Source organism: Nocardia sp. NPDC058176, assembly GCF_042883805.1.
In the GTDB taxonomy this organism is placed as follows: Bacteria; Actinomycetota; Actinomycetes; order Mycobacteriales; family Mycobacteriaceae; genus Nocardia.
Map to the genome: position 1 here is coordinate 537706 of NZ_JBHVVA010000002.1, position 26111 is coordinate 563816.

The 26111-nt window shown below is 69.2% G+C and carries 31 protein-coding genes; 16 read left to right on the plus strand and 15 right to left on the minus strand.

All coding sequences use genetic code 11. The features are described from left to right. From ACFVVM_RS14960 to ACFVVM_RS14975, 4 genes are read left to right on the plus strand one after another with little or no spacing between them, the layout of a single operon-like run. Entirely contained in the window at nt 1–1404 is a 1404-nt protein-coding gene (locus tag ACFVVM_RS14960) for an MFS transporter (protein WP_387617727.1), read from the plus strand. A gap of 3 nt (nt 1405–1407) precedes the next feature. After that, nucleotides 1408–2793 (plus strand): condensation domain-containing protein, encoded by a 1386-nt coding sequence (locus ACFVVM_RS14965; RefSeq protein WP_387617729.1) that lies wholly within the window; start codon nt 1408–1410, stop codon nt 2791–2793. 46 nt (nt 2794–2839) lie between these two features. Next, on the plus strand, nt 2840–3085 hold the full coding sequence (locus ACFVVM_RS14970; RefSeq protein ID WP_387617731.1) for a type II toxin-antitoxin system Phd/YefM family antitoxin: 246 nt from the start codon (nt 2840–2842) through the stop codon (nt 3083–3085). Then, the gene (locus tag ACFVVM_RS14975) at nt 3073–3474 is read left to right on the plus strand and encodes a type II toxin-antitoxin system VapC family toxin (RefSeq protein ID WP_387617733.1); all 402 of its coding nucleotides are present in this window, start codon (nt 3073–3075) and stop codon (nt 3472–3474) included. Before ACFVVM_RS14970 ends, ACFVVM_RS14975 begins: the two co-directional genes overlap by 13 nt. Before the next feature lie 5 nt (nt 3475–3479). On the opposite strand, the gene ACFVVM_RS14980 is transcribed toward ACFVVM_RS14975, so the two are convergent. Both ACFVVM_RS14980 and ACFVVM_RS14985 read right to left on the minus strand, forming a co-directional pair. Next, entirely contained in the window at nt 3480–4514 is a 1035-nt protein-coding gene (locus tag ACFVVM_RS14980) for an alpha/beta hydrolase (RefSeq protein ID WP_387617735.1), read from the minus strand. Nucleotides 4515–4626: 112 nt separating this feature from the next. Beyond that, entirely contained in the window at nt 4627–5451 is an 825-nt protein-coding gene (locus ACFVVM_RS14985) for an alpha/beta fold hydrolase (protein ID WP_387617737.1), read from the minus strand. Between the two features lie 78 nt (nt 5452–5529). On the opposite strand from ACFVVM_RS14985, the gene ACFVVM_RS14990 reads away from it, so the two are divergent. Beyond that, nucleotides 5530–6264 (plus strand): SDR family NAD(P)-dependent oxidoreductase, encoded by a 735-nt coding sequence (locus ACFVVM_RS14990; RefSeq protein ID WP_387617739.1) that lies wholly within the window; start codon nt 5530–5532, stop codon nt 6262–6264. 269 nt (nt 6265–6533) lie between these two features. Beyond that, nucleotides 6534–6989: a large conductance mechanosensitive channel protein MscL gene (mscL, locus tag ACFVVM_RS14995; protein ID WP_387617741.1), complete on the plus strand. Its 456-nt coding sequence runs from the start codon at nt 6534–6536 to the stop codon at nt 6987–6989. Here the strand turns inward: mscL and ACFVVM_RS15000 are convergent. Together ACFVVM_RS15000 and ACFVVM_RS15005 are read right to left on the minus strand one after the other, a co-directional pair. After that, nucleotides 6986–8449 (minus strand): DHA2 family efflux MFS transporter permease subunit, encoded by a 1464-nt coding sequence (locus tag ACFVVM_RS15000; RefSeq protein WP_387617743.1) that lies wholly within the window; start codon nt 8447–8449, stop codon nt 6986–6988. The genes mscL and ACFVVM_RS15000 overlap by 4 nt on opposite strands. A 5-nt stretch (nt 8450–8454) precedes the next feature. Further along, entirely contained in the window at nt 8455–9039 is a 585-nt protein-coding gene (locus tag ACFVVM_RS15005; protein WP_387617745.1) for an NADPH-dependent FMN reductase, read from the minus strand. Between the two features lie 157 nt (nt 9040–9196). Between ACFVVM_RS15005 and ACFVVM_RS15010 the strand changes: the two genes are divergently transcribed. Further along, nucleotides 9197–10549, plus strand: coding sequence for an MFS transporter (locus ACFVVM_RS15010; protein ID WP_387617747.1), 1353 nt, complete (start codon nt 9197–9199; stop codon nt 10547–10549). Nucleotides 10550–10639: 90 nt separating this feature from the next. On the opposite strand, the gene ACFVVM_RS15015 is transcribed toward ACFVVM_RS15010, so the two are convergent. Beyond that, complete coding sequence (locus tag ACFVVM_RS15015) at nt 10640–11842, minus strand: Ig-like domain-containing protein (protein ID WP_387617749.1); 1203 nt, start codon at nt 11840–11842, stop codon at nt 10640–10642. 269 nt (nt 11843–12111) lie between these two features. Between ACFVVM_RS15015 and ACFVVM_RS15020 the strand changes: the two genes are divergently transcribed. Both ACFVVM_RS15020 and ACFVVM_RS15025 read left to right on the plus strand, forming a co-directional pair. Next, complete coding sequence (locus tag ACFVVM_RS15020) at nt 12112–12381, plus strand: DUF1778 domain-containing protein (RefSeq protein WP_387617751.1); 270 nt, start codon at nt 12112–12114, stop codon at nt 12379–12381. After that, nucleotides 12378–12884 (plus strand): GNAT family N-acetyltransferase, encoded by a 507-nt coding sequence (locus ACFVVM_RS15025; protein ID WP_387617753.1) that lies wholly within the window; start codon nt 12378–12380, stop codon nt 12882–12884. Before ACFVVM_RS15020 ends, ACFVVM_RS15025 begins: the two co-directional genes overlap by 4 nt. Nucleotides 12885–12922: 38 nt before the next feature. On the opposite strand, the gene ACFVVM_RS15030 is transcribed toward ACFVVM_RS15025, so the two are convergent. Further along, the gene (locus tag ACFVVM_RS15030; RefSeq protein ID WP_387619212.1) at nt 12923–14017 is read right to left on the minus strand and encodes a UDP-N-acetylmuramate dehydrogenase; all 1095 of its coding nucleotides are present in this window, start codon (nt 14015–14017) and stop codon (nt 12923–12925) included. 40 nt (nt 14018–14057) lie between these two features. On the opposite strand from ACFVVM_RS15030, the gene ACFVVM_RS15035 reads away from it, so the two are divergent. Genes ACFVVM_RS15035 through ACFVVM_RS15045 form a run of 3 tightly spaced genes read left to right on the plus strand, consistent with a single transcriptional unit; the run spans nt 14058 to nt 15930 of the window. Continuing rightward, nucleotides 14058–14543 carry a DUF2505 domain-containing protein gene (locus ACFVVM_RS15035; protein ID WP_387617755.1) on the plus strand — a complete coding sequence of 162 codons (486 nt, stop codon included), beginning with the start codon at nt 14058–14060 and terminating at the stop codon, nt 14541–14543. 57 nt (nt 14544–14600) lie between these two features. Further along, entirely contained in the window at nt 14601–15122 is a 522-nt protein-coding gene (locus ACFVVM_RS15040; RefSeq protein ID WP_387617757.1) for a DUF2505 domain-containing protein, read from the plus strand. Between the two features lie 13 nt (nt 15123–15135). Beyond that, nucleotides 15136–15930, plus strand: coding sequence for a class I SAM-dependent methyltransferase (locus ACFVVM_RS15045; protein ID WP_387617759.1), 795 nt, complete (start codon nt 15136–15138; stop codon nt 15928–15930). Here the strand turns inward: ACFVVM_RS15045 and ACFVVM_RS15050 are convergent, their stop codons facing one another. Continuing rightward, on the minus strand, nt 15931–16539 hold the full coding sequence (locus tag ACFVVM_RS15050; RefSeq protein WP_387617761.1) for a hypothetical protein: 609 nt from the start codon (nt 16537–16539) through the stop codon (nt 15931–15933). Nucleotides 16540–16645: 106 nt separating this feature from the next. Here ACFVVM_RS15050 and ACFVVM_RS15055 point away from each other — a divergent pair, with 106 nt between their 5' ends. Continuing rightward, a complete protein-coding gene (locus ACFVVM_RS15055; protein ID WP_387617763.1) occupies nt 16646–17386 on the plus strand; it encodes a DUF2993 domain-containing protein in 741 nt (246 codons plus the stop codon). On the opposite strand, the gene deoC is transcribed toward ACFVVM_RS15055, so the two are convergent. Beyond that, nucleotides 17383–18051 carry a deoxyribose-phosphate aldolase gene (gene deoC / locus ACFVVM_RS15060; RefSeq protein WP_387617765.1) on the minus strand — a complete coding sequence of 223 codons (669 nt, stop codon included), beginning with the start codon at nt 18049–18051 and terminating at the stop codon, nt 17383–17385. The genes ACFVVM_RS15055 and deoC overlap by 4 nt on opposite strands. Nucleotides 18052–18139: 88 nt before the next feature. Here deoC and ACFVVM_RS15065 point away from each other — a divergent pair, with 88 nt between their 5' ends. Continuing rightward, nucleotides 18140–18667, plus strand: a complete 528-nt coding sequence (locus ACFVVM_RS15065) for a GNAT family N-acetyltransferase (protein WP_387617767.1) — start codon at nt 18140–18142, stop codon at nt 18665–18667. Here ACFVVM_RS15065 and purU read toward each other — a convergent pair whose 3' ends face one another. The 6 genes from purU to ACFVVM_RS15095 form a co-directional block, all read right to left on the minus strand. Continuing rightward, on the minus strand, nt 18668–19558 hold the full coding sequence (gene purU / locus ACFVVM_RS15070) for a formyltetrahydrofolate deformylase (RefSeq protein ID WP_387617768.1): 891 nt from the start codon (nt 19556–19558) through the stop codon (nt 18668–18670). A gap of 21 nt (nt 19559–19579) precedes the next feature. Beyond that, the gene (locus ACFVVM_RS15075) at nt 19580–20632 is read right to left on the minus strand and encodes an alpha/beta fold hydrolase (protein ID WP_387617770.1); all 1053 of its coding nucleotides are present in this window, start codon (nt 20630–20632) and stop codon (nt 19580–19582) included. A gap of 88 nt (nt 20633–20720) precedes the next feature. After that, entirely contained in the window at nt 20721–21008 is a 288-nt protein-coding gene (locus tag ACFVVM_RS15080) for a DUF2516 family protein (RefSeq protein WP_387619215.1), read from the minus strand. Between the two features lie 78 nt (nt 21009–21086). Then, nucleotides 21087–21728 (minus strand): heparin-binding hemagglutinin, encoded by a 642-nt coding sequence (locus tag ACFVVM_RS15085; RefSeq protein ID WP_387617772.1) that lies wholly within the window; start codon nt 21726–21728, stop codon nt 21087–21089. Next, nucleotides 21728–22174, minus strand: coding sequence for a helix-turn-helix domain-containing protein (locus ACFVVM_RS15090; RefSeq protein WP_071932013.1), 447 nt, complete (start codon nt 22172–22174; stop codon nt 21728–21730). Before ACFVVM_RS15090 ends, ACFVVM_RS15085 begins: the two co-directional genes overlap by 1 nt. A 95-nt stretch (nt 22175–22269) precedes the next feature. After that, on the minus strand, nt 22270–23601 hold the full coding sequence (locus tag ACFVVM_RS15095) for a DUF445 domain-containing protein (RefSeq protein WP_387617774.1): 1332 nt from the start codon (nt 23599–23601) through the stop codon (nt 22270–22272). Between the two features lie 223 nt (nt 23602–23824). Between ACFVVM_RS15095 and ACFVVM_RS15100 the strand changes: the two genes are divergently transcribed. Further along, on the plus strand, nt 23825–24541 hold the full coding sequence (locus ACFVVM_RS15100; RefSeq protein ID WP_387619218.1) for a TetR/AcrR family transcriptional regulator: 717 nt from the start codon (nt 23825–23827) through the stop codon (nt 24539–24541). 88 nt (nt 24542–24629) lie between these two features. Here ACFVVM_RS15100 and ACFVVM_RS15105 read toward each other — a convergent pair whose 3' ends face one another. Next, entirely contained in the window at nt 24630–24860 is a 231-nt protein-coding gene (locus tag ACFVVM_RS15105) for a hypothetical protein (protein WP_387617776.1), read from the minus strand. Between ACFVVM_RS15105 and ACFVVM_RS15110 the strand changes: the two genes are divergently transcribed. Continuing rightward, nucleotides 24832–26091, plus strand: a complete 1260-nt coding sequence (locus tag ACFVVM_RS15110) for an ABC1 kinase family protein (protein WP_387617778.1) — start codon at nt 24832–24834, stop codon at nt 26089–26091. The genes ACFVVM_RS15105 and ACFVVM_RS15110 overlap by 29 nt on opposite strands. Nucleotides 26092–26111 lie beyond the last annotated feature (20 nt).

Genomic DNA, 26111 nt, shown 5'->3' on the forward strand with positions numbered 1-26111 from the left:
ATGACCGACGTGCGAACCAGCGCTCCGACAGAGACGGGTGCGCGCCACGGCGCCTGGCCCGCCTTTGCCGGGTGCCTGATCGCGGTGTTCATGCAGATGATCGACGTGACGATCGTGAACACCGCACTGCCCAGCATCACCGCCGACCTGCGCGCCTCGTCCTCGGCACAGCTGCTGGTGGTGACCGGGTACTCGCTGGCCTTCGCCTGCACCCTGCTCCCGGCCGCGCGCCTCGGCGCGATGTTCGGCAGGCGGACGCTGTTCCTGTGGTCGATGGTGGCGTTCACCGCAGCCTCGGTCTGGTGCGGCATGTCGGATTCGGCGACCGAGCTCATCGTTGCCCGTGTCGCCCAGGGTGTCGCGGGCGGTGGGATGGCCGCGCAGACCATCGCCATCCTCACCGCGAGCTTTCCCCGCGCCAAGCTTCCGCTGGTGTTCGCCGTCTACGGCGGCACAGCCGGTTTCGCGGGGATGCTCGGGCCGATTCTCGGCGGCGCGCTGATCACCGCGAACATCGCCGGCACCGGCTGGCATTCGATCTTCCTGATCAATGTCCCGCTCGGCGCGCTCGCCTTCGTCCTCGCGTTCCGCTGGCTGCATCTCGGCCGTGCGGCCGAGCCGGGGCGGCTCGATCTCGCCGGGGCGGCGCTGTCGACCGTGAGTCTGTTCGCGCTGCTGTCGGCGCTGGCCGATGTGCAGGAACACGGTTGGCGACTGGGCACTCCCGCGGTCATCCTCGCCGCGCTGGTGCTGGGCGCCGGATTCCTCGTCCAGCAATATCGTTCGTCCCAAGCTCCGCTGGTTCAGCTGAAGCTGTTCGACGATCGCGGCTTCGCCCTCGGCGCCATCCTGGTGACGACGTTCTTCGGCGTGTTCACCGCCTTCGTCTTCGCCATCTCGATCACCCTCCAGGACATCGTCGGCTTCTCCCCGCTGCGCACCGGCGTCGCGATGACCCCGTTCGCGCTCGGCGCCGGGCTGGGCGCGGTGCTCTCACCGTGGCTGGTCGCACGCTGGGGCGCCCGCGCGCTCGCGGTCGGCATCGCCTGGTTCGGCTGCTGTGTGGCCATCGGCGCCTGCTATCTCTGGTACACCGACGGCACCGTCGACCTGCGGATCGCGCTGCTCCCGATCTTCGTGTCCGGTATCGGGGTCGGCGTGTTCGGCGTCCAGTTGCAGCCGATGATGCTGGCCGGACTGACCCAGCAGCGCATGGACGACGCCTCCGGCCTGCTGCCCACCATCGAGCAGATCGGCAACGGACTCGGCCTCGCCCTGCTCAGCGCGGTCTTCTTCCGCGCGCACACCCTCGGCGGCGCACTGAGCATGTTCGCCGCCGTCGCGGTCGTCGCCCTGGCGATGGGCGCGCTCACCCTCGCCCTGCCCAGCAACGAACGGAGTTGACCCGTGGTGAGTTTCGGCCTCATCGAGGAATGGCAGCCCGCGCCGGGCCACCTGGTGAGCTGGCACGCGACCCCGGCCGCGGTGGCCGCCGCGGACCGGGCACCCAGACACCCGGTGCCGCCGTCGCATCAGCAGGAGGAGTATCTGCGACTGGCGCACCGCAACATCGAGGCGACGTTCCGGTTCTCCGGGCTGTGCGTGGTCACCGCCGCGGTGCCCGGCCTGCTCGATCGCGGCGCCATGACGCGGGCGATCAACGCGTTCCTGTTGCGTCACGACACTTTTCGCACCTGGTTCGCGATCGGTACCGACGGTGCGGTGCACCGTCATCTTGTCGCGCCGGAGGTGGTCGAGTTCGCCGAGCACGAGCGCGGACTCGTCACCGGCGCGCAGATCAGGGCGCATGTGCAGGAGAGCACGCCCGGACCGTTCCACTGGAACTGCTTCACCTTCGGCGCGATCGAGCACGGCGACTCGACCACCCTCTACCTCGCGGTCGACCACCTTCACACCGACGGTGTGGCCCAGTACATCTCGTGCTTCGAGCTCGCGCATCTGTACCTGCGGGAAGTCGGCGAGGACGCGGGTCAGCTCAGCGCGCCCGCCAGTTTCCTCGACTACTGCGCCCGCGAACGCACCGCCTCCGCCGCGTTGACGCGCACCTCCCCCGGTGTGCGCCGCTGGCTCGAACTGCTCCGCGGCAACGGCGGCGAACTCCCTTCCTTCCCTCTGGATCTAGGCAAGAGCCCCGGCTCCTACCCGCGCAGCGCCCACCGCACCTTCCCCCTCTTCGACGAGGCGGCCGCACTGCGTTTCGAGAAGATCTGCCGCGATCACGGCGCCGAATTCACCGGCGGCATCTTCGCCGCGGCCGCGCTGGCCGAACGGGAACTGCTCGACAGCGACTACTACTTCACCCTCTCCCCCATCAGCACCCGCTCCACCATCGCCGAACTCGTCTCCGTCGGCTGGTATGTCACCCTGATCCCCGTCGCCTTCCCGATCGGCGCCACCGCCACCTTCACCCGCACCCTCACCGCCGCCCAGCGCGCCTACGACACCGGCCTCACCCTCACCCCCGTCTCCCCGCACCGCGTCCTGCAACTGGCCGCCGACGACCCCGACATCACCGTCCGCCCCGGCTGGTCGGCCCCGATGCTCTCCTACGTCGACGCCCGCGACTTCACCGGCAACGAATACTTCGACACCCCCGGCACCGGCATCTACGCCAACCGTGCCGCCACCGAACAGGTCCTGCTCTGGATCAACCGCCTCCCCACCGCCACCGCCCTCAGCGCCATCTACCCCGACACCCCCACCGCCCACCACTCGGTCACCCGCTACATCACCACCCTGCGCTCGATCATGCGCTCGACCGCCGAGCCCTGATCGACCCGACTTTCACGGGTGTAGCACAAGTGCTACCATGCATGACATGGGCACTTTCGGTCTACGGGAGCTGAGGCAGCAGGCCTCCGAACTCGTCCGCAAAGCGGAGAACGGCGAGGACGTCACCATCACCGTGGCGGGCAGGCCGAGCGTGCGCCTGGTTCCGGTGGCCCCGGCCCGATGGCGGCGCTTCGACGAGATCGCCGATCTGTGGTCCGGTCCGGCCGATCCGGATTGGGAACGCGACCGCGACCTCACCGACCAGAGCCTGCGCGATCCGTGGACGACCTGACCACCGAGAACCGGGCAGTCCTCGACACCAGCGTGGTGATCGCGCAGGACATCACACCGATCCCCGGCCTGCTCACCATCAGCGCCGCCACCGTCGCGGAACTGCATTTCGGCGTCCTCGTGGCCAAGACCGACAGCATTCGCGCCGAACGACTGCGGCGGCTCACGACCTTGCAGCGGCGATTCGACGCGCTTCCGGTCGACGACGCCGTGGCGGCGAGTTACGGCATGATCGCGGCCGCGGTCGTCGCGGCGGGCCGACAACCACGCGCCCGGACCATGGACCTCATCATCGCCGCGACGGCCCACGCGCACTCCGCACGGCTCTACACCCGCAACCCCGCCGATTTCGTCGGCCTCGACGGTCTCGTCGAAGTGGTGACGGTCTGACCGGCTCAGCGCACCTGCAGGGCCTCGGCGAACAGGGGCCAGGAGGTGTGGAGGTCGGTTTGCCAGTAGCCCCAGGAGTGGGTGCCGGTGGGGCGGAGGTCGATGGTGGCGGGGATGTTCAGGTCGGTGAGGCGGGTGGCCAGCTGGCGGGTGCACAGGTCGGTGACGGCGTCGAGGATGCCGCCGATGAGGAGCTGGTCGAGGAGTTTTCTGGTGTCGCCCGCGATGCCGGGGCCGTCGGGATGGTCGAGGGGGCCGGGGAGGCCGGTGCCCGAGGAGGCGTAGATGGCGAGGCCGCGGAGGCGGTCGGCGTGCAGGAGGGGGTCGTTGGCGGCCCAGAGGGGGTTGCCGGGCAGGCCCCACATGTTCACGGGGTCGCCGTTCTGGCCGGAGACGACCGTGTTGACGATCGCGTGACCCTGCGGTCCGCTGGTGGAGACGCAACCGCTGTAGGAGCCGACCGCGCGGTAGAGCCGGGGCGCGGCGAGGGCGAGGTGGAAGGCGGCGGTGCCCGCCATCGAGACACCCGCGATCGCGTTGGCGCCGCTGCCGCGGAACTCGGCGTCGATCACGCGCGGGAGTTCCTGGGTGAGGAAGGTCGTCCAGCGCTGGCGGCCGAGCACGGGATCATCGGAGATCCAGTCGGTGTAGTAGCTGCCCGCCCCGCCGATCGGCACGACCACCGTCACCTGCTGGTCGGCGAGGAACCGCTCGGCGTCGGTGCGGGTGAGCCAGTTGTGGCCGTCGCGCCAGTCGTCGGTCGGGCTGCCGCCGTCGACCCCGTTGAGCAGGTACAGCACCGGTGCGGCCGCCGCGCGGTCGGGCGCGGGCAGCACCGCGACGTGTACCGGTTTGCCCATGGCCGCCGAGTGCACGACCAGGTCGACCACCCGGCCCGGCCCCGGTGTCGCGGAGACCAGCCGGGCGGCGTCGACGGCACGTGCCGGTTCCGGTGGCGGCTGCGCCGAGACCGCCGCGGGCACGCAGGCGATCCCGGCGGTCAGCGCGAGCAGCAGCGCGTATCGCGTCACGACGCCCATGCGCCACCTCCATGTCCGGCCGAAGACGAGACCGTGCGACAGAGGGTAGGCCGCGATCAGCCCACTCGGACACATTTCTGAAACATTTGCGATTCAGAGTGGGCGCGTCGGGTCAGTCCAGCGCGTCGACGAACGCGCTCACCTCGGCGACGAAACGCGCGCGATCCTCGATGAACAGCCCGTGCTGGGCACCCTCCCAGTACGAACCGCGGGCATCGGGCGCGGTCTCGACGATGTAGCGGCCGTTCTCGACCGGCACCACCGGGTCCTCGGTGCCGTGCAGCACCAGCACCGGGATGTCGAGCGCGCGCAGGGTCTCGGTGTTGTCGATCGTGCGGTAGAACAGCGCCTTGCGCACCGACGGCGCGGTCGCCAGGCTGCCGCCGAACAGGCGCTGAGCATCGGGGCCCTTGTCCTCGCCCGGCCCGGTATTGGCATTGCCGAACACCGCGAACGCGCGCACCGCCCGGCCCGCCGCCGCATCGAAGACGCCCGGAATCGCCTTGACCATGGCCGGTCCGGGAGCCCCACCGGGCACATCAGGGCCGATGCTCGCGGGCGCGCCGCTGTAGATCGCCGCCGCGACCGCGCCCGTGCCGTAGGTGGCCAGGTAGTCGGTGGCGACGATCCCGCCGTAGGACCAGCCCAGCAGCACCGCGCCGGATTCGATTCCCTCGGCCGCGAGCACGGCCGCCACATCACCCGCCCACGCCTTCGGATCGTCGTAGCCGGTACCCGGATCGTCGGAGTAACCGTGTCCGCGCAAATCCACGGCGATCACCCGGTAGCGCTCGGCGAGATCGTCGGCCGCGCCACCCCAGCAGCGCAGGTTCCCCGCCCAGCCGTGCAGCAGCACCAGCGGCCGCCCGGTCTCCGGGCCGGTGACCCGGTAGACGATCCTCGTGCCCTCGGCACCGACAGCGTCACGAATAGCCATGCCGCCAGGGTAGAGGTACGCCTCACGATGATCGGAGCCATGGCGAGGGCGAATCCGCGGCGAATAGGATCGACAGACATGAGCACTCGTACCGCCGTCGTCACCGGAGCCAGCTCCGGCATCGGGGAAGCCACCGCCCGCGAACTCGCCAAGCAGGGTTACCACGTCTACGTGGGCGCCCGCCGGTTCGATCGGGTGCAGAAGCTGGCCACCGAGATCGGCGGCACCGCGCTCGAGCTCGACGTCACCGACGAGGACTCCGTGCGCGCGTTCGCCGACGCGATTGAACGCGCCGACGTGCTGGTCAACAACGCGGGCGGCGCGAAGGGCCTGTCCACCGTCGCCGAGGCCGACCTCGACGACTGGCGCTGGATGTGGGAGACCAACGTGCTCGGCACCCTGCGCGTCACCAAGGCCCTGCTGCCGAAACTGATCGACTCCGGCGACGGCCTGATCGTCACCATCACCTCCATCGCCGCCCTGCTCACCTACGACAACGGCTCGGGCTACACCTCGGCCAAGCACGCCCAGGGCGTACTGCACCGCACCCTGCGCGGCGAACTGCTGGGCAAGCCGGTCCGACTCACCGAGATCGCCCCCGGCGCGGTGGAGACGGAGTTCTCGCTGGTCCGCTTCGACGGCGACGCCGAGCGCGCGGCCAAGGTCTACGAGGGCATCGACCCGCTCTACGCCGCCGACATCGCCGAGATCGTCGGCTTCGTGGCCAGCCGCCCCGCGCACGTCAACCTCGACACCATCGTCGTCAAGCCCCGTGACCAGGCCGAACCCGGACGTTTCGCCCGTCGTTCCTGAACCGTCCCGCGCTCGGGGCAGTGAACCTCACCACCACCCGATCGCGCCCGCGACCAGCTCGAATGCTTCCTTCGAGCTGGTCGTTTCGCATCGATTACACACCGGCCCAAGACATTCCACGATGATCCGCGCTCGATTGGCGAGCCCGCGGCAGGTCGCCGATACTGCCACCGGGGGGTGCAGCAGCGTTGCTGCGAGTTCGCTATCGCCCCGGTACGGCCGATAGCATCGCCCGAGTTTTGCTGACAGTCGGATCGGAGTACCCAGATATGCGCAGCATGAAGTCCGCACTCGACGGATTCAAAGATTTCCTCATGCGCGGAAACGTGATCGACCTCGCGGTTGCCGTGGTGATGGGCACCGCGTTCACCGCCGTGGTCACCTCGTTCACCAAGGGTCTCGTCGACCCGCTGCTCGCGGTGTTCGGCTCGAGCGGCGAGCTGGGCCTCGGCGTCCAGCTGATGGCGGACAAGCCCGCCACCTTCATCGCCATCGGCCCGATCGTCACCGCGTTCATCAACTTCTTCGTCGTCGCCGCCGTCCTGTACTTCGTGCTGATGCTGCCGATGAAGACCTTCAAGAACAAGTTCGGCACCACCAAGGCCGCCGAGCCCACCGAGACCGAACTGCTCATCGAGATCCGCGACCTGCTGGCCAAGCAGCAGGGCCTGTCCGCCGACGCGTCCGAGGAACTCAGCCGCGAACGCGCCAGCGAGTCGGCCTAGCCCTTCGGCATGTCCTTCGGCATCCGGCGCGGCAGCAGCAGCGCCGGGATCAGCGCCAGCGCGATCATGATCGGCGCGATCAGATAGGTGTGCTGGAAGGCTTCGGCCAGAGCCGGAGCCAGCTCGGCGCGGGCGCCGGGGTCCATGCCGTGCAGGGCTTGCAGGCCGCCGGTCACCGGGAGCAGCGCGCTCAGGGTCACCGAGGTCACCGCGATGCCGATGGCCATGGCGGTGGTGCTGATCATGTTCAGCACCGTCGACCCGGCCGGCTGTTGCTCCCGGCTCAGCGACCTGGTGGCGGTGGTCATCACCGGCATCATCGTGCCGCCACCACCGGCGCCCATCAGCAGCAAGGATGCGCCGAGGGCCCAGTACGGCGCGTCCGCGTCGAGCTGGATCAGGAACAGCACGAAACCGGTGAGCGCCACCGTGATCGAGGCGGGCAGGTAGCGGCCGGGCGGGATCCGGTCGATCAGCCTGCCCGCCACCTGCATGCTGATGCCGGAGGCCAGCGCCATCGGGATGCCCAAAGCGCCTGCCATCAGCGCGGATTCACCACGCACCACCTGGAAGTACAACGGCAGCAACAACATCGTCCCGAAATAGCCGGTCGCGAACAGTGCCAGCAGGGCGGCCGAGGCACCCGAGGTCCGGTTGTTGAAGACCCGCAGGTCGAGCAGCGGCACCGGGACCCGCAGCGACCGCCGCACGAACGCGGCGATCAGCCCGGCACCGACCAGCAGCGGCACCAGCACGGCGGGCGAGGTGAAGTCCGCGTGCTCACCCGCGGCCGTCACGCCGTAGATCACCAGCGCCAGCCCTGGCGACATGAGCAGCAGGCCGCGCACATCCAGCGCCCGCGGCGGCTCGGGCGCGTCATTGGGGACCACCCGGGCGGCCAGCACCAGAACCAGCGCGCCCAGCGGCAGGTTGATGAAGAACATCCACCGCCACGACACCTCGTCGATGAGATACCCGCCGATCACCGGCCCCAGCAGCGGGCCGACCAGGATCGCCAGCCCCAGTGTGCTCATCAACTGACCGAGCCGTTCCGGGCCCGCCGCGCGCAGCAGGATCGTCATCGCGACCGGCATCAACAGCCCGCCGCTGGCCCCCTGCACCACCCGGAAAGCGATGAGCGACTCGATGTTCCAGGCCGACCCGGCCAGCAGCGAACCGATCGCGAACGCGACGACCGCCGTCAGATACAGCCGCTTGGCGCCGAAGCGCCCGACCAGCCACGCCGAGGTCGGCACCACCGCGCCGAGGGCCAGCGAGTAGCCGGTGGCCACCCACTGGATGGTGCTCAGTCCGGTGTCGAATTCGGCCGAGAGCCGGTTGATGGCCACGTTCACGATCGTCTGATCGAGCGTGGCCATGATCATGCCGACCACCAGCACCAGCGCGATGCGCATCGGGTTGCGGACGGCGACCGGCGCCGCCTTCGGTTCGATCAGCACAGCCGTCACTTCCCGTACGGGCGGATGGCGCGGGCGGTGCGCAGGGCCTCGCCCCACCAGCTCAGCTGATCGAGCATCACCGCGGCGGCGGCCTCGGCCTCGTCCGGCGCACTCAGCGCACCGTCGGCGTCGAACCGGCCCCACGGGTTGGGGAAGGCGACCGAATCGCGCACGGTGACCGCGTGCAGTTCGGCGAAGACCGGACGCAGGTGCTCCACCGCGCGCAGGCCGCCGGAGATGCCGCCGTAGGAGACGAAGCCGACCGGTTTGGCCTGCCATTCGCTGTGGTGGATGTCGATCAGGTTCTTCAGCGAGCCCGGGTAGCTGTGGTTGTACTCGGGCGTGACCACGACGAAAGCGTCGGCGCGGGCGAGCTTTTCGGTGGCATCGGCCACGGACGGGTGTTCGGTGGCCGCGCCGAAGGCGTGTGGCAGTTCCACCTGGCCGGTGTCGACGACGTCGACCACCATCGCGTCCCTGAGCTCGGCCTGGCGCACGAACCAGTCGGCGACCGTCGGACCGAACCGGCCCTCCCTGGTGCTTCCGACGACGACAGCGACCCGCAGTGCGGTCTGGGCGTGCTCGCTCATCACAGTTCCTCTTGCTCGGTGGCGGCCCCGCGACCGCCGCTGCGCTCCACGGTCGTACCTCAACCTCTCTTCAGGTCAAGTCGGCGGAATAAACCGGCCGCCATACTGCTTATTGCATTCATACGCAGATAAGCGACAATGCAGGAGGCCGGGGACCATGTCCGCATCACTGTTCGCCCACCGGGACTACCGGTTGCTGTTCACCGCGCAGGTGGCGGCACTGTTCGGTACCGGCCTCACCACCGTCGCCCTCGGCCTGCTCGCCTACGAACTCGCCGGCGGCAACGCGGCCATCGTGCTCGGTACCGCGTTGACACTCAAGATGGTCGCCTACGTGACCGTCGCGCCGATCGCGGGTGCCTACGCGGGCCGGTTACCGCGCAGGCAGTTCCTGGTGGCGCTCAACGCCATTCGCGGCGCGATCGTGCTCGCGCTGCCGTTCGTCGACCAGATCTGGCAGATCTACGTGCTGATCACCCTGCTGCAGATCGCCTCGGCCGCCTACACCCCCACCTACCAGGCCGTGCTGCCCGACATCCTGCCCGACGAACGCGACTACACCAGGGCGCTCTCGGCCGCCCAGCTCGCCGCGACCATGGAGACGCTGCTCAGCCCGATGCTGGCCGCGCTGGCGCTGAGCGTCCTCAGCTTCCACTGGCTGTTCGTCGGCACCGGCATCGGCTTCGCCGTCTCGGTGGGCCTGGTACTCGCCGCCCACATCCCGAACGCGGCGACAGGCGAGGGCGCGATCACCGAACGCCTCGTCGCCGGACTGCGCCTGTTCGCGGCCACCCCGCGGTTGCGTGGACTACTCGGGTTGAACCTGGTGGTCGCGGCGGCGGGCTCGGTGGTCATGGTGAACACCGTGAACTACGCGCGAGACATGCTGGGCGGCACCCAATCCGGGGTGGCGATCCTGCTGGCCGCCAACGGTCTCGGCACGATGTTCGTGGCGCTGACCCTGCCCCGAATCCTGGACCGGCGTGGTGAACGTCCGGTGATGCTCACCGGCGCGGGCATCCTCGCCGCCGGACTGGCCGCCGCCATCGCCCTGTCGACCGCCGCCACCGGCGACTGGCGCTGGGCCGCCGCGCTCACCGTCTGGGCCCTGATCGGCGCGGGCACCGGCCTCGTCCTCACCCCCACCGGCCGCGTCCTGCGCCGCTCGGCGCGCCCCGAAGACCGCCCCGCCCTCTTCGCCGCCCAGTTCTCCCTCTCCCACGTCGCCTGGCTGCTCACCTACCCGATCACCGGCTGGCTGGCCACCACCACCGGCTTCACCACCACCTGGCTGGTCCTGGCCGTCATCGCCACCCTCGGCGCCCTCGCGGCCCTGCGCCTGTGGCCCAGCAACGACCCGACCGAGATCACCCACACCCACGAACTGGGCACCGTCGACCCCGCCATCCTCACCGACGCCATCCAGATCGGCCCCCGCCACTTCCAGCACACCCACGCGTACGTCATCGACCGCAACCACCCCCGCTGGCCCACCCCGGCCACGGCCTGACCTGGACGGTTGATCACCAGGCGCTGGTGGCGTCGGCTTCTCGGCCGATGCTCACCGGAGCGCCTGGTGATCAACCGTCCAACGTCGCGTCTAGCGCGGAGCGGCGACGCCGGGAGTCGGTGAGTCGGCGGATCGGGCCGACATGGACTGCCAGGTGGGCCAGTCGATGGCCCAGTCGTAGATGTCGCCGTCGGCGGCGGAGAGGTCGATGGAGGTGCCGGTGACCTCCACCGGGTCGCCGTAGAGGGCGGTCGGGAAGTAGGCCTCGGCGTCGGACGGGGAGAGGTTGATGCAGCCGTTGGTGACGTTCGAGGAGCCCTGGGCGGACAGGGATTCGGGGTTGGCGTGGATGAATTCGCCGTTGTTGGAGATGCGCACGGCCCAGCGTTCGCGAACGTTCTCGTAGTACGGGGGATTCGACATCAGGAAGTCCTCGTACTTCTCGGTGACCACGTGGGTGCCCGAGCGGGTGACGTTGCGCGGTTCGTTGCCCTCGCCGTAGGAGACGGCGAAGTCGAAGACGGTGGCGCCGTCGCGGACCACCTGCATGCGGTGACTGGGCGCGTTCGCGATCACCACCTGGCTGCGGCCGATGGTGAAATCGGAGGTCAGGTCGGCATCGCCATAGGCGCCGCCGCCGAAGTCGACCCCGTAGAGGTTCGCCGCGACGTGCACGGTGGTGCCGGGGGTCCAGTACTCCTTGGGCCGCCAGTGCACGCGCGAACCGCCGTCGTCGGGCAGCCACGCCCACGAACCCTCGGTGGCCGGTTCGGTAGTGACGGTGAGCGCCTTCTCCACCGCGGCCTTGTCGGTGACCGGCCCGGTGAACTTCAGGATGATCGGCGCCGCGATGCCGACCTCCTGGCCGTCGCCGATATTGATCGTGGCGGGCGTGGTCGACTTCGGCGCGACCGTGGTGAAGCTGCCCTCGATCGGCACCGACGCACCGTCGGTTCCGATGGCCGTGCCGGTCCAGGTGTAGGACGAGCCGTAGCCGAGCGGTTCGGTGACCTGGTAGGTGGCGCGATCGGCGCTCAGCTCACCGCTGACCTGCTTGCCGTTGGCATTGGTGAGCGCGATCTGGTCGATCCGCCCGTCGGCGACCGTCACCGAGATCAACGACACCGGGTCGACCTCGGTCGCGCCGGGTGTCGGCGCCACAGTGACCTGCGCGACCGGCCCCGCCGGGGCAGCGGAATCCTCGCCCGTCCGGTCGGCCGTGCAGCCGGCCAGCACCACCAGCACCGCCAGCAAGATCACCGCAACCGCGGACCGGCGACCACGAAAACCCACTTCACGACCGTGCGCGACGGAATCCCGCCGCGCACGCCCTCCTGCCGTCCCGCGCGCACGCAACGGTCCGGTTACCGAAAGTTTGCTCACGCATCGAATGTACGCCGCGCTAATGATCTTGACTGGTCGACCGTGCTGCGGAACACCAGGTTCGCGGTCACAGCAACAGACACACCTGCGAATAGGCAGTGGAAATTTCCGTACATTGTCCGTACGTTGGAGGAACGCGCCCAGGAGAACTACTTCCGCAACTAGCCGAGAGCACCGCCATGACGCCGAAGACCCAACGAGTCGAAGTGCGGCTCGACAAACAACGACAGACCCAGATCCAGGCCGCTGCGGACGCGGTCAACGAAACGCTGAGCGAGTTCATCCGTGCAGCAGCCTTCGATCGTGCGGACCGGATCTTGGCGCTGTCGAGTCGGACGTTGATGCCCGCCGAACAGTTCGACGCGATGATGTCTTCACTGGACGAGCCCGACGAGGCCCCGGCACTGGCAAAGGCAGCAGCCAAGCCCCGAGTCTTCGTTCGCCGGTGACCTGGATCTCGACGGCGATCTCCGTCGACCACAAGCTCAGCGAGTTCGACTGCGGCAAGCCCGTTCTCAACGAGTGGCTACAGCGTATGGCCTTGCCGGCCGAACAGCGCTGGACGAGCCGGACCTATGTCTGGGTCACCGCCGATGATCCGACAGTGCGTGCGTACTACGCAATCGCACCCACCCAACTGGAACGCGATGTGGACGGCCTGTCGCAGTCGCTGTCGTCGGGGCTGAAAATCGTGCCCGCGTTCCTGCTGGCGAAGTTCGCGGTCGACCGTCGGCTGCACCGACAGGGTCTGGGCGAGCAATTGCTCGTCGACGCGGTCACCAAGATCATGGGGGCAGCGCAGACCACGGGCGGCCGCCTCATCGTCGTCGATGCCATCGACGAGTCCGCAGCAGCGTTCTACGCACGGTTCGGATTCACGCGGGTGCGCAACACCGAAAGCCGGCTGGTCATGAAGATGGCGACCGCGATGTCCGCATTCGGAGTGCACTGACGAGCACGGCACCCGCTCCGATCACTCAGCCGCGGCACTCATAGAACCAGGCCGACCGTGACCGGCTCCGGCTCCAGCGTGACGCCGAAGCGCTCCTCGACGCCCGCGCGCACGGTTCTGGCCAACGCGACGATGTCGGCCGCGGTCGCAGCGCCCCGGTTGGTCAGGGCCAAGGTGTGCTTGGTCGACAGGCGGGCCGCCGCGTCGGCGTCGGGGAAGCCCTTCGCGAAACCGGCGCGCTCGATCAGCCAGCCCGCCGAGAGCTTCGTGCCGTCGGGTGCCGGATAGGTGGGCACCTTCACATCGTCGCCCAGATGTGTGGTGATCGCGGCGAGCACCTGCGGTAGGCGATCCGCGGGCACGACCGGGTTGGTGAAGAACGAGCCCGCGCTCCACGTGTCGTGGTCGGTGGCGTCGAGGACCATGCCCTTGCCCGCCCGCAGCCGCAGCACCTCGGCACGTACGTCCGCGGCGGGTCTGGTCTCGCCTTCGCCCGCGCCGAGCACCTTGGCGAGTTCGCCGTAGCGCAGTGGCGCGCTGGCACCGGTCGGGTCGAGCGCGAACTCCACCGCGAGGACCACCGCGTCGTCGCGGTGCTTGAGGACACTGGTCCGGTAGCCGAAGCCGAGCTCGGCGGGCTCGACCCAGCGCACCGCGCCGGTCTTGCGGTCGAGCAACCGCACCCGCCGCAGCAGCGAGGCCACCTCGACGCCGTAGGCGCCGACGTTCTGCACCGGTGTAGCGCCGGCCGATCCGGGAATCCCCGACAGGCATTCCAGCCCGCCGAAACCCGCAGAAACCGTCGTCGCCACGACCTCGTCCCAGTTCGCCCCCGCCTCGGCGAGCACGCTGTCGGCGCCCAGCTCGACGCCGGTATTGCCCACCCGCACGACGACCCCGTCGAACCCCGCGTCGTCGATGAGCAGGTTCGAGCCGCCCGCGAGCAGCAGCACCCGCACCCCGGCCGCGTCCAGCGCCGTCACCGTGGCGACGAGCGCCTCGGTACCGCCGCATTCGGCGACCAGTGCGGGCCCGCCGACCCGCAGGGTCGTCAGTTCGGACAAACGCACCGATTCCCGCACCACCGCACCGGTGTCGGCGAGGAGGTCACGCAGCTGTTCGGAGGACACCACCCGTGTTGTTCGCACGGTTCAAGACGGTAGCGTGTCGCGCATGGCTACACCTCTGGCGTTCACGGCTCGCTATACCTATTCGGTCGAGGCCGTGCGCGCGGCGTTCTCCGATGAGCAGTACTGGAAGGCGCGCATCGCCGAGGTCGGCGGGCCCGGCGCCCGGCTCGACTCCTTCACCCTCGACGGCGACCAGGTCCGCGTCCAGATGGTCCAGGCCATCCCCGCCGACCAGCTCCCGCCCGCCATCACCGCCGTGCGCCCCGGCGATCTCGTGATCCCCCGCACCGAGACCTACACCGGCACCACCGGCAGCTTCGAGGCCCACGTCGAAGGCGCCCCCGCCATCGTCCGCGGCACCGTCACCCTCACCGCCGAGGGCAACGTCTCGGTCGGCACCATCACCGGCACCATCGAGGTCAAGATCCCCCTCTTCGGCAGCAAGATCGAAGCCGCCATCTCCGAACACCTCGTCGAACTCCTCGCCAACGAAGCCGAGTTCACCGAGCAGTGGCTGGCCAAGCACTGACCCGATAGGACCGAGTCCGGGACGCTCGGATCGAGCGTCCCGGTAACGTGTTCGCACATGGCACGTCGACTGGACTACTCCGCCCGCTACCCGCTGCACACGACCGAAGAGTTGTACGCGGCGCTGCAGAGCAGGGATTACTGGGAAGCGCGCGTCGCGGAGATGCGCAAGTACGCGCCGCACAACGAGGTGGTCAGCCACGAGGTGAGCGCTGACGGCATCGACGTGGTGCTGGCCCACACCCTGCCGCGCGAGATGCTGCCCGAGATCGCCCAGACCGTGATGCGCAAGGACATGGTGATCACCCGCAAGGAGAGCTGGGGCCGCTTCGCTCACGACGAGACCGAGGGCCGGTTCTCCGCCTCGATCCCGGCCGGTCCCGGCAGCCTCAACGGCACCATCCGCCTTTTCCCCACCGAGACCGGCGCCACCATGCGCTTCTCCCCCACCGCCAAGGTCTTCATCCCGATGGTCGGCCCGCGCCTGGAACAGCTGATGCTGGTGAACCTGGTGGACCTGTTCCGCGCCGAGCAGGAGGAGACCGCGCGCTGGCTGGAAAAGGCCGAGAAGACGGCCTGACAGACGCACACCCGTGGCGCAGGCACTTCCCGGCCGGACGACCCCGGTCGGCACGATCACCCGCGGCACGACCGGCGTCAACCGGTTGCGCCGCAGCGACCGCTGGCTCGTCAACGACGACCTGGTCACCGACCGCCTGCGAACCGCACCCGACCCGCTGGTGGTCGACCTCGGCTACGGCGCAGCGCCCTGGACGACCTTCGAACTGGCCGCCCGCCTGCGCACGGTCCGCCCCGACCTGCGCGTGGTCGGTCTCGAGATCGACCCGGCCCGCGTCGTCGAGGGCCGCGAGGGCGTGCGCTTCGCCCGCGGCGGCTTCGAACTGGCGGGATTGCGCCCCGTCCTGGTCCGCGCGTTCAACGTGCTGCGCCAATACCCCGAGGACGCCGTCGCCGACGCGTGGGCCCGCATCCAGTCGAACCTGGCCCCCGGCGGCCTGCTCGTCGACGGCACCTGCGATGAACTCGGCCGCCGCTGCGCCTGGGTCCTGCTCGACGAGCACCACCCGCTCTCGCTCACCCTGGCCTGGGACCCGTTCACCGTCGAGCGCCCCTCCGACATCGCCGAGCGCCTCCCGAAAGCGTTGATCCACCGCAACATTCCCGGCGAACCGATCCACGCCCTGCTCACCGCGGCCGACCGCGCCTGGGACAGATCCGCGGCGCTGGCACCGTACGGCCCGCGCGTGCGCTGGCGTGGCACAGCGGAGTTGCTGCGCGCCAACGGTTTCCCGGTTCGCGCCTATCGCCGTCGGATGCGCGACAACGTGCTGTCGGTGCCGTGGGACGTCGTCGCCCCCAACCCCTGATCAGACCGCGTTCAGCGCCCGCCGCACCCGGGTGGCCGCCCGCGGCGCCAATTGCTGCCCACCCCACCAGATCTCGTCGACATCACAGCGATGGATCGCGACCGCGTCGGCCACCACCTCGTCGAGCGCGGACTGCGAGATCTCGGTCTCGGCCAGATCCAGCACGGTGCGCACCGGCGTGGTCACCAGAAAGGGACCGGCCGATTCGATGTCGGGACCGCCGAGCCTGCGCCGGGTGAGCACCAGCCGCGGCGTCACCGGTGGCCGCCCGGCCGACACCGACAGGTGCAGGAACCGCGGCCGCAACCGGCCGATCCCGTGCAGTTCGGCCGCGCTCTGATACGACACCGCTGCGGCACCGTCGAACCAGGCCGCCCACATCGCGTACTCGTCGAGTGGCCCCACCCGCCACTGCGCCAGCCGCATCATCCCGACTCCGGCCCTGGTCACCGAGCCGTCACCCAGCGCGGCACGCACCTGCGATTCGCAGCCGGTGCGCAGCACCTGCCTGGTGGTGAAGAACCCCGCATGCCGACCCGCGAGGCGCCGCAGCACCCGCCACCGATGGTCCGCTGTTCCCGCCACCCGGCGCTCCGCCTCGCCAGTCATGGACCCAGGGTACGCCGCCGGACGTGTGTCAGGTCACACTTTGCCTGCGAAGGCTTTCACCGGGTCCTCAGAGCAGACACAGAAACGTCGGGAAGAATCCGATGGCATGAGCACGCAGACACCCCAACGGCCCAGGATCGGTCGGCGCACGCTGGTGATCGCGGTGGTCGTGGTCGCCGCTCTGATCGTCACCATGCTGGTGGCGGCCGAAGCCTATGCCCGCCACCAGATCTCGCGCTGCATCGCAGGCCAGTTCGAGCAGGAGATGGGCTCGAGCATCGACGTGAGTTTCGGGCCGAAGCCCATGCTGATCACCTACCTCGACGGCAAGGTCGGCTCGGTGAGCATCGACAGCGAGGACAACAAATTCGGCCCCGCGATCGGCATGGCCGTGCACGCGAAGTTCAGCGACATCGAACTCGTCGACCGCGGTCGCGGCGGCGGCACGATCGGCAGCTCCGAGGCCGAGGTGCGCTGGGACAACGACGGCATCCGCCAGACGCTGGGCACCATGGTCAGCGGCGTGCGGTCCTCGGCGAGCGAGCACACGCTCACCCTCGACGTACTCGGCGGCCTGGCCCAGCTGCAGGTGCAGCCCACCGTCCGCGACGGCAATGTCGTGGTGGAGACGAAGTCGGCCCAGCTGCTCGGCATCGGCCTGCCCACCGATCTGGTGCAGGGCATCGTCGACGTCTTCACCGAGAGCCTGCAGAGCTACCCGCTGGGCCTGCGCGCCGAGGAGGTGACCGTCACCGACGACGGCCTGATCGTGCGGCTGGCCGGCGGCGAGACCCCGCTCGAGACCGTCGACCCGAATACCCAGCGCCAGGCCGAGATCGCCTGCTAGTCGGCGAAACCGGCGAGCACCGCGGCCGATTTCGACAGCCCGAGCCGGGTGGCGCCCGCGGCGATCAGCGCCGCGGCGTCCTCGGCGGTGCGAATGCCACCGCTGGCCTTCACCCCGAGCCGCCCGCCCACCGTCTCGGCCATCAGCCGCACCGCGTGCACGCTCGCCCCGCCCGCGGGATGAAAACCGGTGGAGGTCTTCACGAAATCGGCGCCGCCCTGCTCGGCCGCCCGGCACGCCCCGACGATCGCCTCGTCGGTGAGCGCGGCCGATTCGATGATCACCTTGAGCACCGCGCGATCCACCGTCGCCTCCCGCACCGTGATCACATCGGCGAGGACGGCGTTGAAATCACCGGCCAGCGCGGCACCGACGTCGATCACCATGTCGACCTCGGCGGCACCCTGGTCGACCGCGAGGCGCGCCTCGGCGCCCTTCACCAGCGAATGATGTTTGCCGGAGGGAAATCCCGCGACGGTCGCCACCGCGAGACCGGGCGCGCGCACCGGCAGCATCGACGGCGACACGCAGATCGCGTACACCCCGAGTTCGCGCGCCTCGGCGACCAGCGCGTCGACCTGCGCCGGTGTCGCGTCCGGTGCGAGCAGGGTGTGATCGATCATGTCGGCCACGTCGGCCCGGGTCAGCGGCGTCGAAACGGTCATGGGTCCGAGTCTGGCACACACCCGCTCGGCCACATCGGTGCCGGAACATCATTGCGCCCGCCTACCCATATCCGACAGACTTATGCCTGTGCTGATCCGTCGCGAGACCCCAGCGGACGCCGCGGCGATCGCCGCGATCCACCGTGCCGCGTTCGCCGCGCACTACGCCGAGGACCCGGCCGTCACCGAACCACCCGAACCCGCCCTCGTCGAGGCGCTACGCACCGACGAATCCTGGATGCCGACCCTGTCGCTGGTCGCCCTCGAATACGACACCGTGGTCGGGCACATCTGCCTCACCAGGGCAGGCATCGGCCCGTTCCCGGTCCTCGCGCTGGGCCCGCTGGGCGTGCGACCCGACCGGCAGAAGTCCGGCGTCGGCTCGGCGCTGACGCACGCGGCCCTCGGCGCGGCCGACGCGCTCGACGAATCGGTCGTCGGCCTGCTCGGCGACCCCGACTACTACGCGCGCTTCGGCTTCGTCCCCGGCGCCCGGCTCGGCATCGTGCCCGACGAGCCCGACTGGGCCTCGCACTTCCAGGTCCGCGCGCTCACCGCCTACGACCCGGCCGTCACCGGCGAGTTCCGCTACCCGGCGCCGTTCTACGAGCTCTGATCACTCGAACACGACCGTGCGCCGCCCGTGCACGAGCACCCGGCCCTCGAGATGCCAGCGCAGGCCGCGCGCCAGCACCACGCGTTCGATGTCGCGCCCCTGCCGGACCATGTCGCGCACGTCGTCGGCGTGGTCGACCCGGATCACGTCCTGCTCGATGATCGGGCCCGCGTCCAGCTCGGCGGTGACGTAGTGGCAGGTCGCGCCGATCAGCTTCACCCCGCGCGCGTACGCCTGGTGATAGGGCCGCGCGCCGACGAACGAGGGCAGGAAGCTGTGGTGGATGTTGATCGCCCGGCCCGCCCAGTGCTCGCACAGTGACGCGGGCAGCACCTGCATGAAGCGGGCCAGCACCACGGCGTGCGGGTCGTGCGCGTCGACGAGGTCGCGCACCTGCTCGAAGGCGGGACCGCGCTCGGCCGGGTCCTTCGGGAACGGCACGTAGTGGAACTTCACCCCGTGCGCCTCGGTCATCCCGGCCAGATCGGGGTGATTGCCGATGACGGCCTCGATGGTGGCGGGCAGCTCACCGACCGCGGCGCGCCCAAGCAGGTCGTGCAGGCAGTGCCCGTCCTTGCTCACCAGCAGCACCGCGCGGCGCGGCGCGCCCGTGTCGTGCAGCTGCCAGTCGGTCTCGGGACCGAACTCGGCGGCGACCTCGGCGAAGCGGGTGCGCAGTTCCTCGATGCCGAAGGGCACTGTCGAGGCCTGCACGGCCTGGCGGGTGAAGAACCAGCCGATGTCACTGTCGGAGTGGTAGCCGGCCTCCACGATCGAGCCGCCGAAATCGGCGATGAACGAGGAGATCCGGGCGATCACGCCCGGCCGGTCCAGGCACCCGAGGGTCAGCACATACCGGCGGTCATCCGAGGTCACAGGGGCAGAACTCATCCGACCATCCTCGCAGGGTGGTCAGGCCATGGCTCGCACGGGCTCGGTGGCGGCGGTGAGCACCCTGGACAGCTCGGCATTGAACAGGTCGAAGCGCTCGACATTGCCGAGGTGACCGGTGGGCAGCACCTTGAACGTCGCCAGCGTGCCCGCCCGGCGCAGCAGCTCGGCCAGGCGCTCGGCGTGGATGGCCGGGGTCATGTCGTCGCGGTCACCGGCCAGCACGGTGGTCGGCACGGTGAAATTGGTGGCGGCGTCGCCGAGGTGCAGCGCGGCCAGCAGCAGGCCGTAGCGCGAGCGGGTCATCATCGGACAGCCGCGCACCACCGACAGCGCGTAGTCCAGCTTCTGCCGCGAGGTGTCCAGCGTCATCACCTGACGCGCGAAGATCCAGCGCACCGGCGCGACCGGCGGCATGACCACCGGGGTGCCGAGGATGAGCTTGCCGAGCCAGTCCGGCGTCGGCAGGTGGCGGCCGCGCAGCAGGCGCAGCGGCTTGTTGAGACCGGGCACCATGGTCGAGACCTCGACCAGCGAGTGCGCGCCGGTATTGGTGAGCACGACGGCGGCGGCCTGCTCGGCGACCCGCTCGGGGTAGCGACCGGCCCAGGCGATGAGCGTCATCCCGCCCATGCTGTGGCCGACGAGCACCGCGCGCTGACCCGGCAGCAGCGCCGCGTCCAGGACATCGCACAGGTCGTCGGCGAGGAGGTTGGTGCTGGGCTTGGCGTAGCCGTTGGTGCTCTCGCCGTGGCCGCGCTGGTCGTAGGCGATGACGCGGTACTCACCGGCGAAGGCGTTGATCTGGGCGTTCCAGTATTCGATCGAGCAGGTCCAGCCGTGGGCGAACACGATGACCGGCGCGTCGACGGGCCCGTAGGCGTGCACGCGCAACCGGGCGCCGTCCGCGGTGACCACCGGGATCACCTCGTGCGGAACGGTCGGCGGATCGAAGGCCGCGATCCCGTGGGACCGGGTCCGCAGGTCGGCCCGGTGGGCCGCCAGGGTGGACTTGACCACGGCGGATGCCGTGTCGACCAGGTTCACCACGGCCGTCGGCAGCATTGCACGCATCGACACACTCCTTTGTGTTACTGCTAGATACAGTAACACCGCGTATCAGTGACCGCGAGTGTTGCCGAGCGGAATTTTCCGGGGCCGGCTACCAGCGTGGACCGCGCTGCACCTCGTCGACCTTGGGGCGCACATCGGCCAGGTAGACGCCGGTCGCCACGATCGCGATGATCGCCAGCAGCAGGAATCCACCCGCCGCGAGCAGCAGACACAGCAGCGCGCCGCCCAGGATGCCCAGCCAGATCGGCTTGGTCATCTTGTCCACCGCGGTGAAGGCATCCGGGCGCTGCCGCACGGCATGGATCAACGCGAACACCGTCGCGCCGAAGGCAGCCAGCCACAGGACCAGCATGATCAGCGATGTCACTCCACCCACAAGGTTCACACCCCCATGATACGAACAGCGGCCCCGGACACGAGTCGTGTCCGGGGCCGCTTGCTCGAGCTGTGGCGCTTACGCCTTCTTCGGCGCGGCCTTCTTGGCCGGAGCCTTCTTGGCGGGGGCCTTCTTGGCGGCGGGCGCCTTGGCCGGAGCCGGCTCGGTGGTCACCGCGACGACCTCGGCCTCGACGACGGCCTCGACCTTCTCGGCGGCGGCCTCGGCCTCGGCCTTGCCACGGCCGATCAGGTCGTTGACCTTGGCCAGGGCATCCTCGGCGCGAGCGGACGCGTCCTTGTACAGGGACTCGACCCGGGTGATCTGCTCGTCGACGGCCTCGTTGGCACGCAGCCGGTCGACGGTCTCCTCACCGCGGACGGCGAGGTCGGCGTAGATGTCGAGCGCCTGGCGGTAGTACTGCTCGGCGATCTTGCGCAGCTCCTCCGCGGTGAACTTCTCGCGCAGCTCGGCGAGGTCCTCCGGCAGCTCCGAGGGCAGGCCGGACAGGCGCTCACGTAGGGTGTCGAACTGGGCCTGCACATCGGCGGGCACGTTCGCGAAACGCTCACGGGCCTCTTCGACGCGGGCCTTGGCATCGGTGGTGGCGACGCGCTCGCGGACATCGGCGACGACATCGTTCACGGCGGCGTAGATGGCATCACCCGCGCCGACGGTGGCGAACAGCGGCTTGGTCACGGTGGCAGTCTTTTCGGTCATCAGTCTTCGTTCTCCTGGCGTGGCGGAGTGTCAGTTGTCGTGAACGAAACGTCGCTGTCCCGTTCGATCCCCCCTGAGCCGGTTTCTTCCCCGTTTTCCCGGCGAAACGACTCATAGATTTCCAGCAACACCTGTTTCTGCCGCTCGGTCACCGAAGTGTCGGCGAGCAGGGCGTCCCTGACCGGGCTGTGCGGACGCTGTTCCAAATAACCGGCCCGCACATACAACACCTCCGAGGACACTCGCAGTGCCTTGGCGATCTGCGCGAGTACTTCGGCGGAGGGGTTGCGCAATCCGCGTTCGATCTGGCTCAGGTACGGATTGCTCACCCCCGCCAGGGCGGCGAGCTGACGTAAGGACACCTGCGCGGCTTCGCGCTGGGACCTGATGAACCCTCCGATATCTTGAGCCGCGTGCGCTACACGGCCCTCGGGCTGGTCTGCCATCACTCACCTTCTGGCGGTTGTACGGTCAATGATAAATCAGGGTGCTAGCTATTGCAAGCACTACTGTTAGCACGTGGTCACAGACACTGGCGAACTCAGTGGAACAGCAGCTCCGAGAGGGTGTAGATGGTGAGTCCGGCCAGCGAGCCGACCACCGTGCCGTTGATCCTGATGAACTGCAGATCCCGGCCGACCTGCAATTCGATCTTCCGGCTCGCCTCGTCGGCGTCCCAGCGCGCGACCGTATCGGTCACCAGGGTCGAGATCTCGGCCGAGTAGTTGCCGACCAGGTAGCGGGCGCCGCGGTCGATCCAGCCGTCCACCTTGCCGCGGGTGGCCGGGTCGTCGCGCAGTCGTTCACCCAGCTGCTGCACATTCTCGGCCACCTTGCGGCGCAGCGTGGAGTCGGGGTCGTCGGCCGACTCCAGGATCAGCCGCTTGGCCGCGCGCCACGTGGCCTCGGCCATGCCGGTGATCTGCTCGCGGCCCATGATCTCGGCCTTGACCTTCTCCGCCTTGGCGATCATCGCCTCGTCGTGCTGGAGATCGTCGGCGAAGTCCTGCAGGAAGCGATCGGCGGCCTTGCGCAATTCGTGATCGGGATTCGAGCGCACCTTCCAGGTGAACTCGACCAGCTCCCGGTAGATCCGCTCCGAGAGCAAGGTGTTGACGAACTTCGGCGCCCACTGCGGCGCGTCGCGCAGCACGATCCGGTCGATCGTCTCCTGCGAACCCAGCGCCCACTGATGCGCGCGCTCGGCCAGCAGATCGATCAGCGGCAGCTGCCGGTTGTCGGCGATCAGCTCCGAGAGCACCCGCCCCAGCGGCGGACCCCACAGCGGCTCGGCGATCCGCTTGACGATGGTGTTGTCGATGATCTGCTCGACGTCCTCGTCGCGCAGCACGCCGACCACCGCGGTCAGGATGGTCGAACTCTCCTGCGCCACCCGCGCGGCATTGCCCGGATCGGCCATCCACCGGCCCACCCGCAGCGAGATCTGCGCCGATTCCAGGCGCGCGGAGACCACATCGGGGGCGAGGAAGTTGGTGCCGACGAAGGCACCGAGACTCTCGCCGAGCTGATCCTTCTTCTTGCGGATGATCGCGGTGTGCGGGATGGGCAGGCCGAGCGGGTGCTTGAACAGCGCCGTCACCGCGAACCAGTCGGCCAGCGCGCCGACCATGCCCGCCTCGGACGCGGCGCGCACATAGCCGACCCACGCGCCACCGCCGCCGCGCGATTCGAGCCAGCGGCACAGCAGGTAGACCACCGAGGCGAACACCAGGAAGCCGGTGGCCAGTGCCTTCATCTTGAACAGGTCGCGCTTCTTGCCCGCCTCGTCGGTCAGATCCGCGAATCCCGCGGGCTGCGCCGCGGGCGCGGAGCGCGGTGCGAGAACCGCCGTGGTGCCGGGAGCTTTCTCCATGCCCACCATTCTGCTGTGCCCGGCGCGACAACGCCGCCACCGCACGCGCCAACACGCAAACCGGCTGGTCTGCGAAACAGGCGAGTAGGCCCCGGAGTGTGGTAAATGCCGCAACGTCGCCCAAACGAGCGACGCCCCACAGCAGGCGGCCTAAGCTGTGTCAATAGGAGACGCCAACATCGATCACAAGGGGGCTGTTCTGTCCACCGAAGACCTTGTCGAGATCGGCGAGAAGACCGGCCGAGGTCCCGCCGTCCGCGGCGGCGGCCCGGTCGACGGCCGCAAACGGCGGTGGCGCCAGCACAAGATCGACCGGCGCGAAGAGCTCGTCGACGGCACCCTCAATGCCATCCGGGCCCGCGGCAGTCAGGCGGGCATGGACGAGATCGCCACCGAGATCGGCGTGTCCAAAACCGTCCTGTACCGCTACTTCGCGGACAAGAACGACCTGGTGCACGCCACCATGCAGCGCTTCATCGAAACCACCCTGCTGCCGCGCGTGTACGGCGCGATCAGCCTCGACGCCGACGAATACCAGCTGGTCCGCGCCGCGATGACCGAATACGTTGGCACCGTCGACGACGACCCCGAGGTCTACCGGTTCATCATGAGCAACAGCGCGGGCGACAAGTCCTCGCTGGCCGAGTTCGAGCGCCTCTTCGCCGAGGTCGTCACCACGGTGCTGATCGACCGCGCGGGCAGCAAGGGCGTGCGCACCGACGGCGCGATGCTGTGGTCGTATGTGCTGGTCGGCGGCATCCAGCTGGCCACGCACTGGTGGACGACCACCGACAAGGCGATGCCGCGCCAGGACGTCATCGACTACCTCACGATGATGGCGTGGAGCGCGATCGAGGGCGTCGCCAGGGCGGGCGGCTCACCCGAGCTGTTCAACGCCGAGGCCCATCCCCTCCCCGAGATCCCCGCACAACCCTCCTGACCTGCGCTCATCGGGGTTCGGCGGGAGCCGGACTCGACATCGTGGCGCCGTTGGTTACGCTGAACCGAGCGGGGCGCTGTGGCTTGCGTCACCGCCGGTGGCCGCGTGCCGCCATGCGCGTCGGCACCAACGGAGGTACCTCGATGGCGAAGAACGTGCCGACATCCCGGCTTGCCCGTGGGACGAAACTGGGGGCGGTCGCGGCGAGTTCGGTGATCCGCTCGAAGAAGACCAGACTCTCGATGCGTGGACGGTCGGAGGCCGTGCGCGCGCGGATGGCCGAGGAGTCGATGATCCGCACCACCGAACAGGTGGTCATGGTGCTGGGCACCATGAAGGGCGTGGCGATGAAGCTGGGCCAGATGATGTCGGTCCTCGACCTGGACCTGGTGCCCGACGACCATCGCGAACGCTTCCAGCAGCGCCTCGCCGTGCTGCGCAACGCGGCGCCGACGGTGTCGTTCGAGTCCATGCGCGCGGTGATCGAGCAGGACTTCGGCTGCCCGCTGACCGAGGTGTTCGCCGAGTTCGACCCCGAACCCATCGCCGCGGCCTCGATCGGCCAGGTGTACCGGGCCACCCTGCCCGACGGTCGCGCCGTCGCGGTGAAGGTGCAGTACCCCGGCGTCGACGCCGCCGTGCGCGCGGACCTGAAGAACCTCACCATGTTCCGCCGGGTCCTGGCCTCGGCGATGCCGTGGATCACCCCGGCGGTGCTCGACGAGCTGAAACTCAACATGGAGGCCGAGCTCGACTACCAGGCCGAGGCCGCCACCCAGACCGAGATCGCGCACCTCTACCGCGAGCACCCGTTCATCGTGGTGCCGAACGCGGTGCCGGAGCTGTCGACCACGCGCGTGCTGGTCAGTGAGTTCGTCGAAGGCACCGGCTTCGAAGAGATCCGGCACCTGCCCGACGCGCAGCGCAACCGGATCGGCGAGATCATCTACCGCTTCTACGTCGGCTCACTGTTCACCTTCAACGAGTTCTGCGGCGACCCGCATCCGGGCAATGTGCTGCTGGCCCGCGACGGCCGGGTGGCCTTCCTCGACTTCGGCCTGTTCAACCGGATGGACCCGAAGCTGGTGCATTTCGAGACGCTGTGCCTGCGCGCGGCCGCCGAGGATCGCGCCGAGGACCTGCGGCAGCTGATGATCGAGCGCGGCGTGATCGATTCGCCGGAGGAGATCGGCGCCGAGGAGTGTCTCGAGTACGTGCTCGCGGCCTCGGAGTGGTGTCTGGTCGACGAGGAACTCACCATCACCCCGGAGCTGGCCAGCGGCGCGTTCCTGCTCGCGGTCGACCCGCGCGCCAGCGAGTTCACCGGCATGAAGCAGCAGAATCTGCCGCCCGAGCACCTGTTCTCCCGCCGCGCCGACTTCCTCACCTTCGGCATGCTCGGCCAGCTCGAGTGCACCGCCAACTGGCATCTGGTCGCCCGGGAATGGCTCTACGACGAGCCGCCGGTCACCGAACTCGGCCTCGCCCACCACGAGTGGCTGCGCACCCATCCACCGAAACCGGCGAAGAAGACCCGTTCCCGCAAGTGAGCACCGATGAAAGGCGCGCA

Coding starts and splice junctions, on each gene's coding strand:
- ACFVVM_RS14960 (WP_387617727.1), top strand. CDS start 1: ATGACCGACGTGCGAACCAGCGCTCCGACAGAGACGGGTGCGCGCCAC.
- ACFVVM_RS14970 (WP_387617731.1), top strand. CDS start 2,840: ATGGGCACTTTCGGTCTACGGGAGCTGAGGCAGCAGGCCTCCGAACTC.
- ACFVVM_RS14980 (WP_387617735.1), bottom strand. CDS start 4,514: ATGGGCGTCGTGACGCGATACGCGCTGCTGCTCGCGCTGACCGCCGGG.
- ACFVVM_RS14985 (WP_387617737.1), bottom strand. CDS start 5,451: ATGGCTATTCGTGACGCTGTCGGTGCCGAGGGCACGAGGATCGTCTAC.
- ACFVVM_RS14990 (WP_387617739.1), top strand. CDS start 5,530: ATGAGCACTCGTACCGCCGTCGTCACCGGAGCCAGCTCCGGCATCGGG.
- mscL (WP_387617741.1), top strand. CDS start 6,534: ATGCGCAGCATGAAGTCCGCACTCGACGGATTCAAAGATTTCCTCATG.
- ACFVVM_RS15005 (WP_387617745.1), bottom strand. CDS start 9,039: ATGAGCGAGCACGCCCAGACCGCACTGCGGGTCGCTGTCGTCGTCGGA.
- ACFVVM_RS15010 (WP_387617747.1), top strand. CDS start 9,197: ATGTCCGCATCACTGTTCGCCCACCGGGACTACCGGTTGCTGTTCACC.
- ACFVVM_RS15020 (WP_387617751.1), top strand. CDS start 12,112: ATGACGCCGAAGACCCAACGAGTCGAAGTGCGGCTCGACAAACAACGA.
- ACFVVM_RS15035 (WP_387617755.1), top strand. CDS start 14,058: ATGGCTACACCTCTGGCGTTCACGGCTCGCTATACCTATTCGGTCGAG.
- ACFVVM_RS15040 (WP_387617757.1), top strand. CDS start 14,601: ATGGCACGTCGACTGGACTACTCCGCCCGCTACCCGCTGCACACGACC.
- ACFVVM_RS15050 (WP_387617761.1), bottom strand. CDS start 16,539: ATGACTGGCGAGGCGGAGCGCCGGGTGGCGGGAACAGCGGACCATCGG.
- ACFVVM_RS15055 (WP_387617763.1), top strand. CDS start 16,646: ATGAGCACGCAGACACCCCAACGGCCCAGGATCGGTCGGCGCACGCTG.
- deoC (WP_387617765.1), bottom strand. CDS start 18,051: ATGACCGTTTCGACGCCGCTGACCCGGGCCGACGTGGCCGACATGATC.
- purU (WP_387617768.1), bottom strand. CDS start 19,558: ATGAGTTCTGCCCCTGTGACCTCGGATGACCGCCGGTATGTGCTGACC.
- ACFVVM_RS15075 (WP_387617770.1), bottom strand. CDS start 20,632: ATGCGTGCAATGCTGCCGACGGCCGTGGTGAACCTGGTCGACACGGCA.
- ACFVVM_RS15085 (WP_387617772.1), bottom strand. CDS start 21,728: ATGACCGAAAAGACTGCCACCGTGACCAAGCCGCTGTTCGCCACCGTC.
- ACFVVM_RS15090 (WP_071932013.1), bottom strand. CDS start 22,174: ATGGCAGACCAGCCCGAGGGCCGTGTAGCGCACGCGGCTCAAGATATC.
- ACFVVM_RS15095 (WP_387617774.1), bottom strand. CDS start 23,601: ATGGAGAAAGCTCCCGGCACCACGGCGGTTCTCGCACCGCGCTCCGCG.
- ACFVVM_RS15110 (WP_387617778.1), top strand. CDS start 24,832: ATGATCCGCACCACCGAACAGGTGGTCATGGTGCTGGGCACCATGAAG.
- ACFVVM_RS15105 (WP_387617776.1), bottom strand. CDS start 24,860: ATGACCACCTGTTCGGTGGTGCGGATCATCGACTCCTCGGCCATCCGC.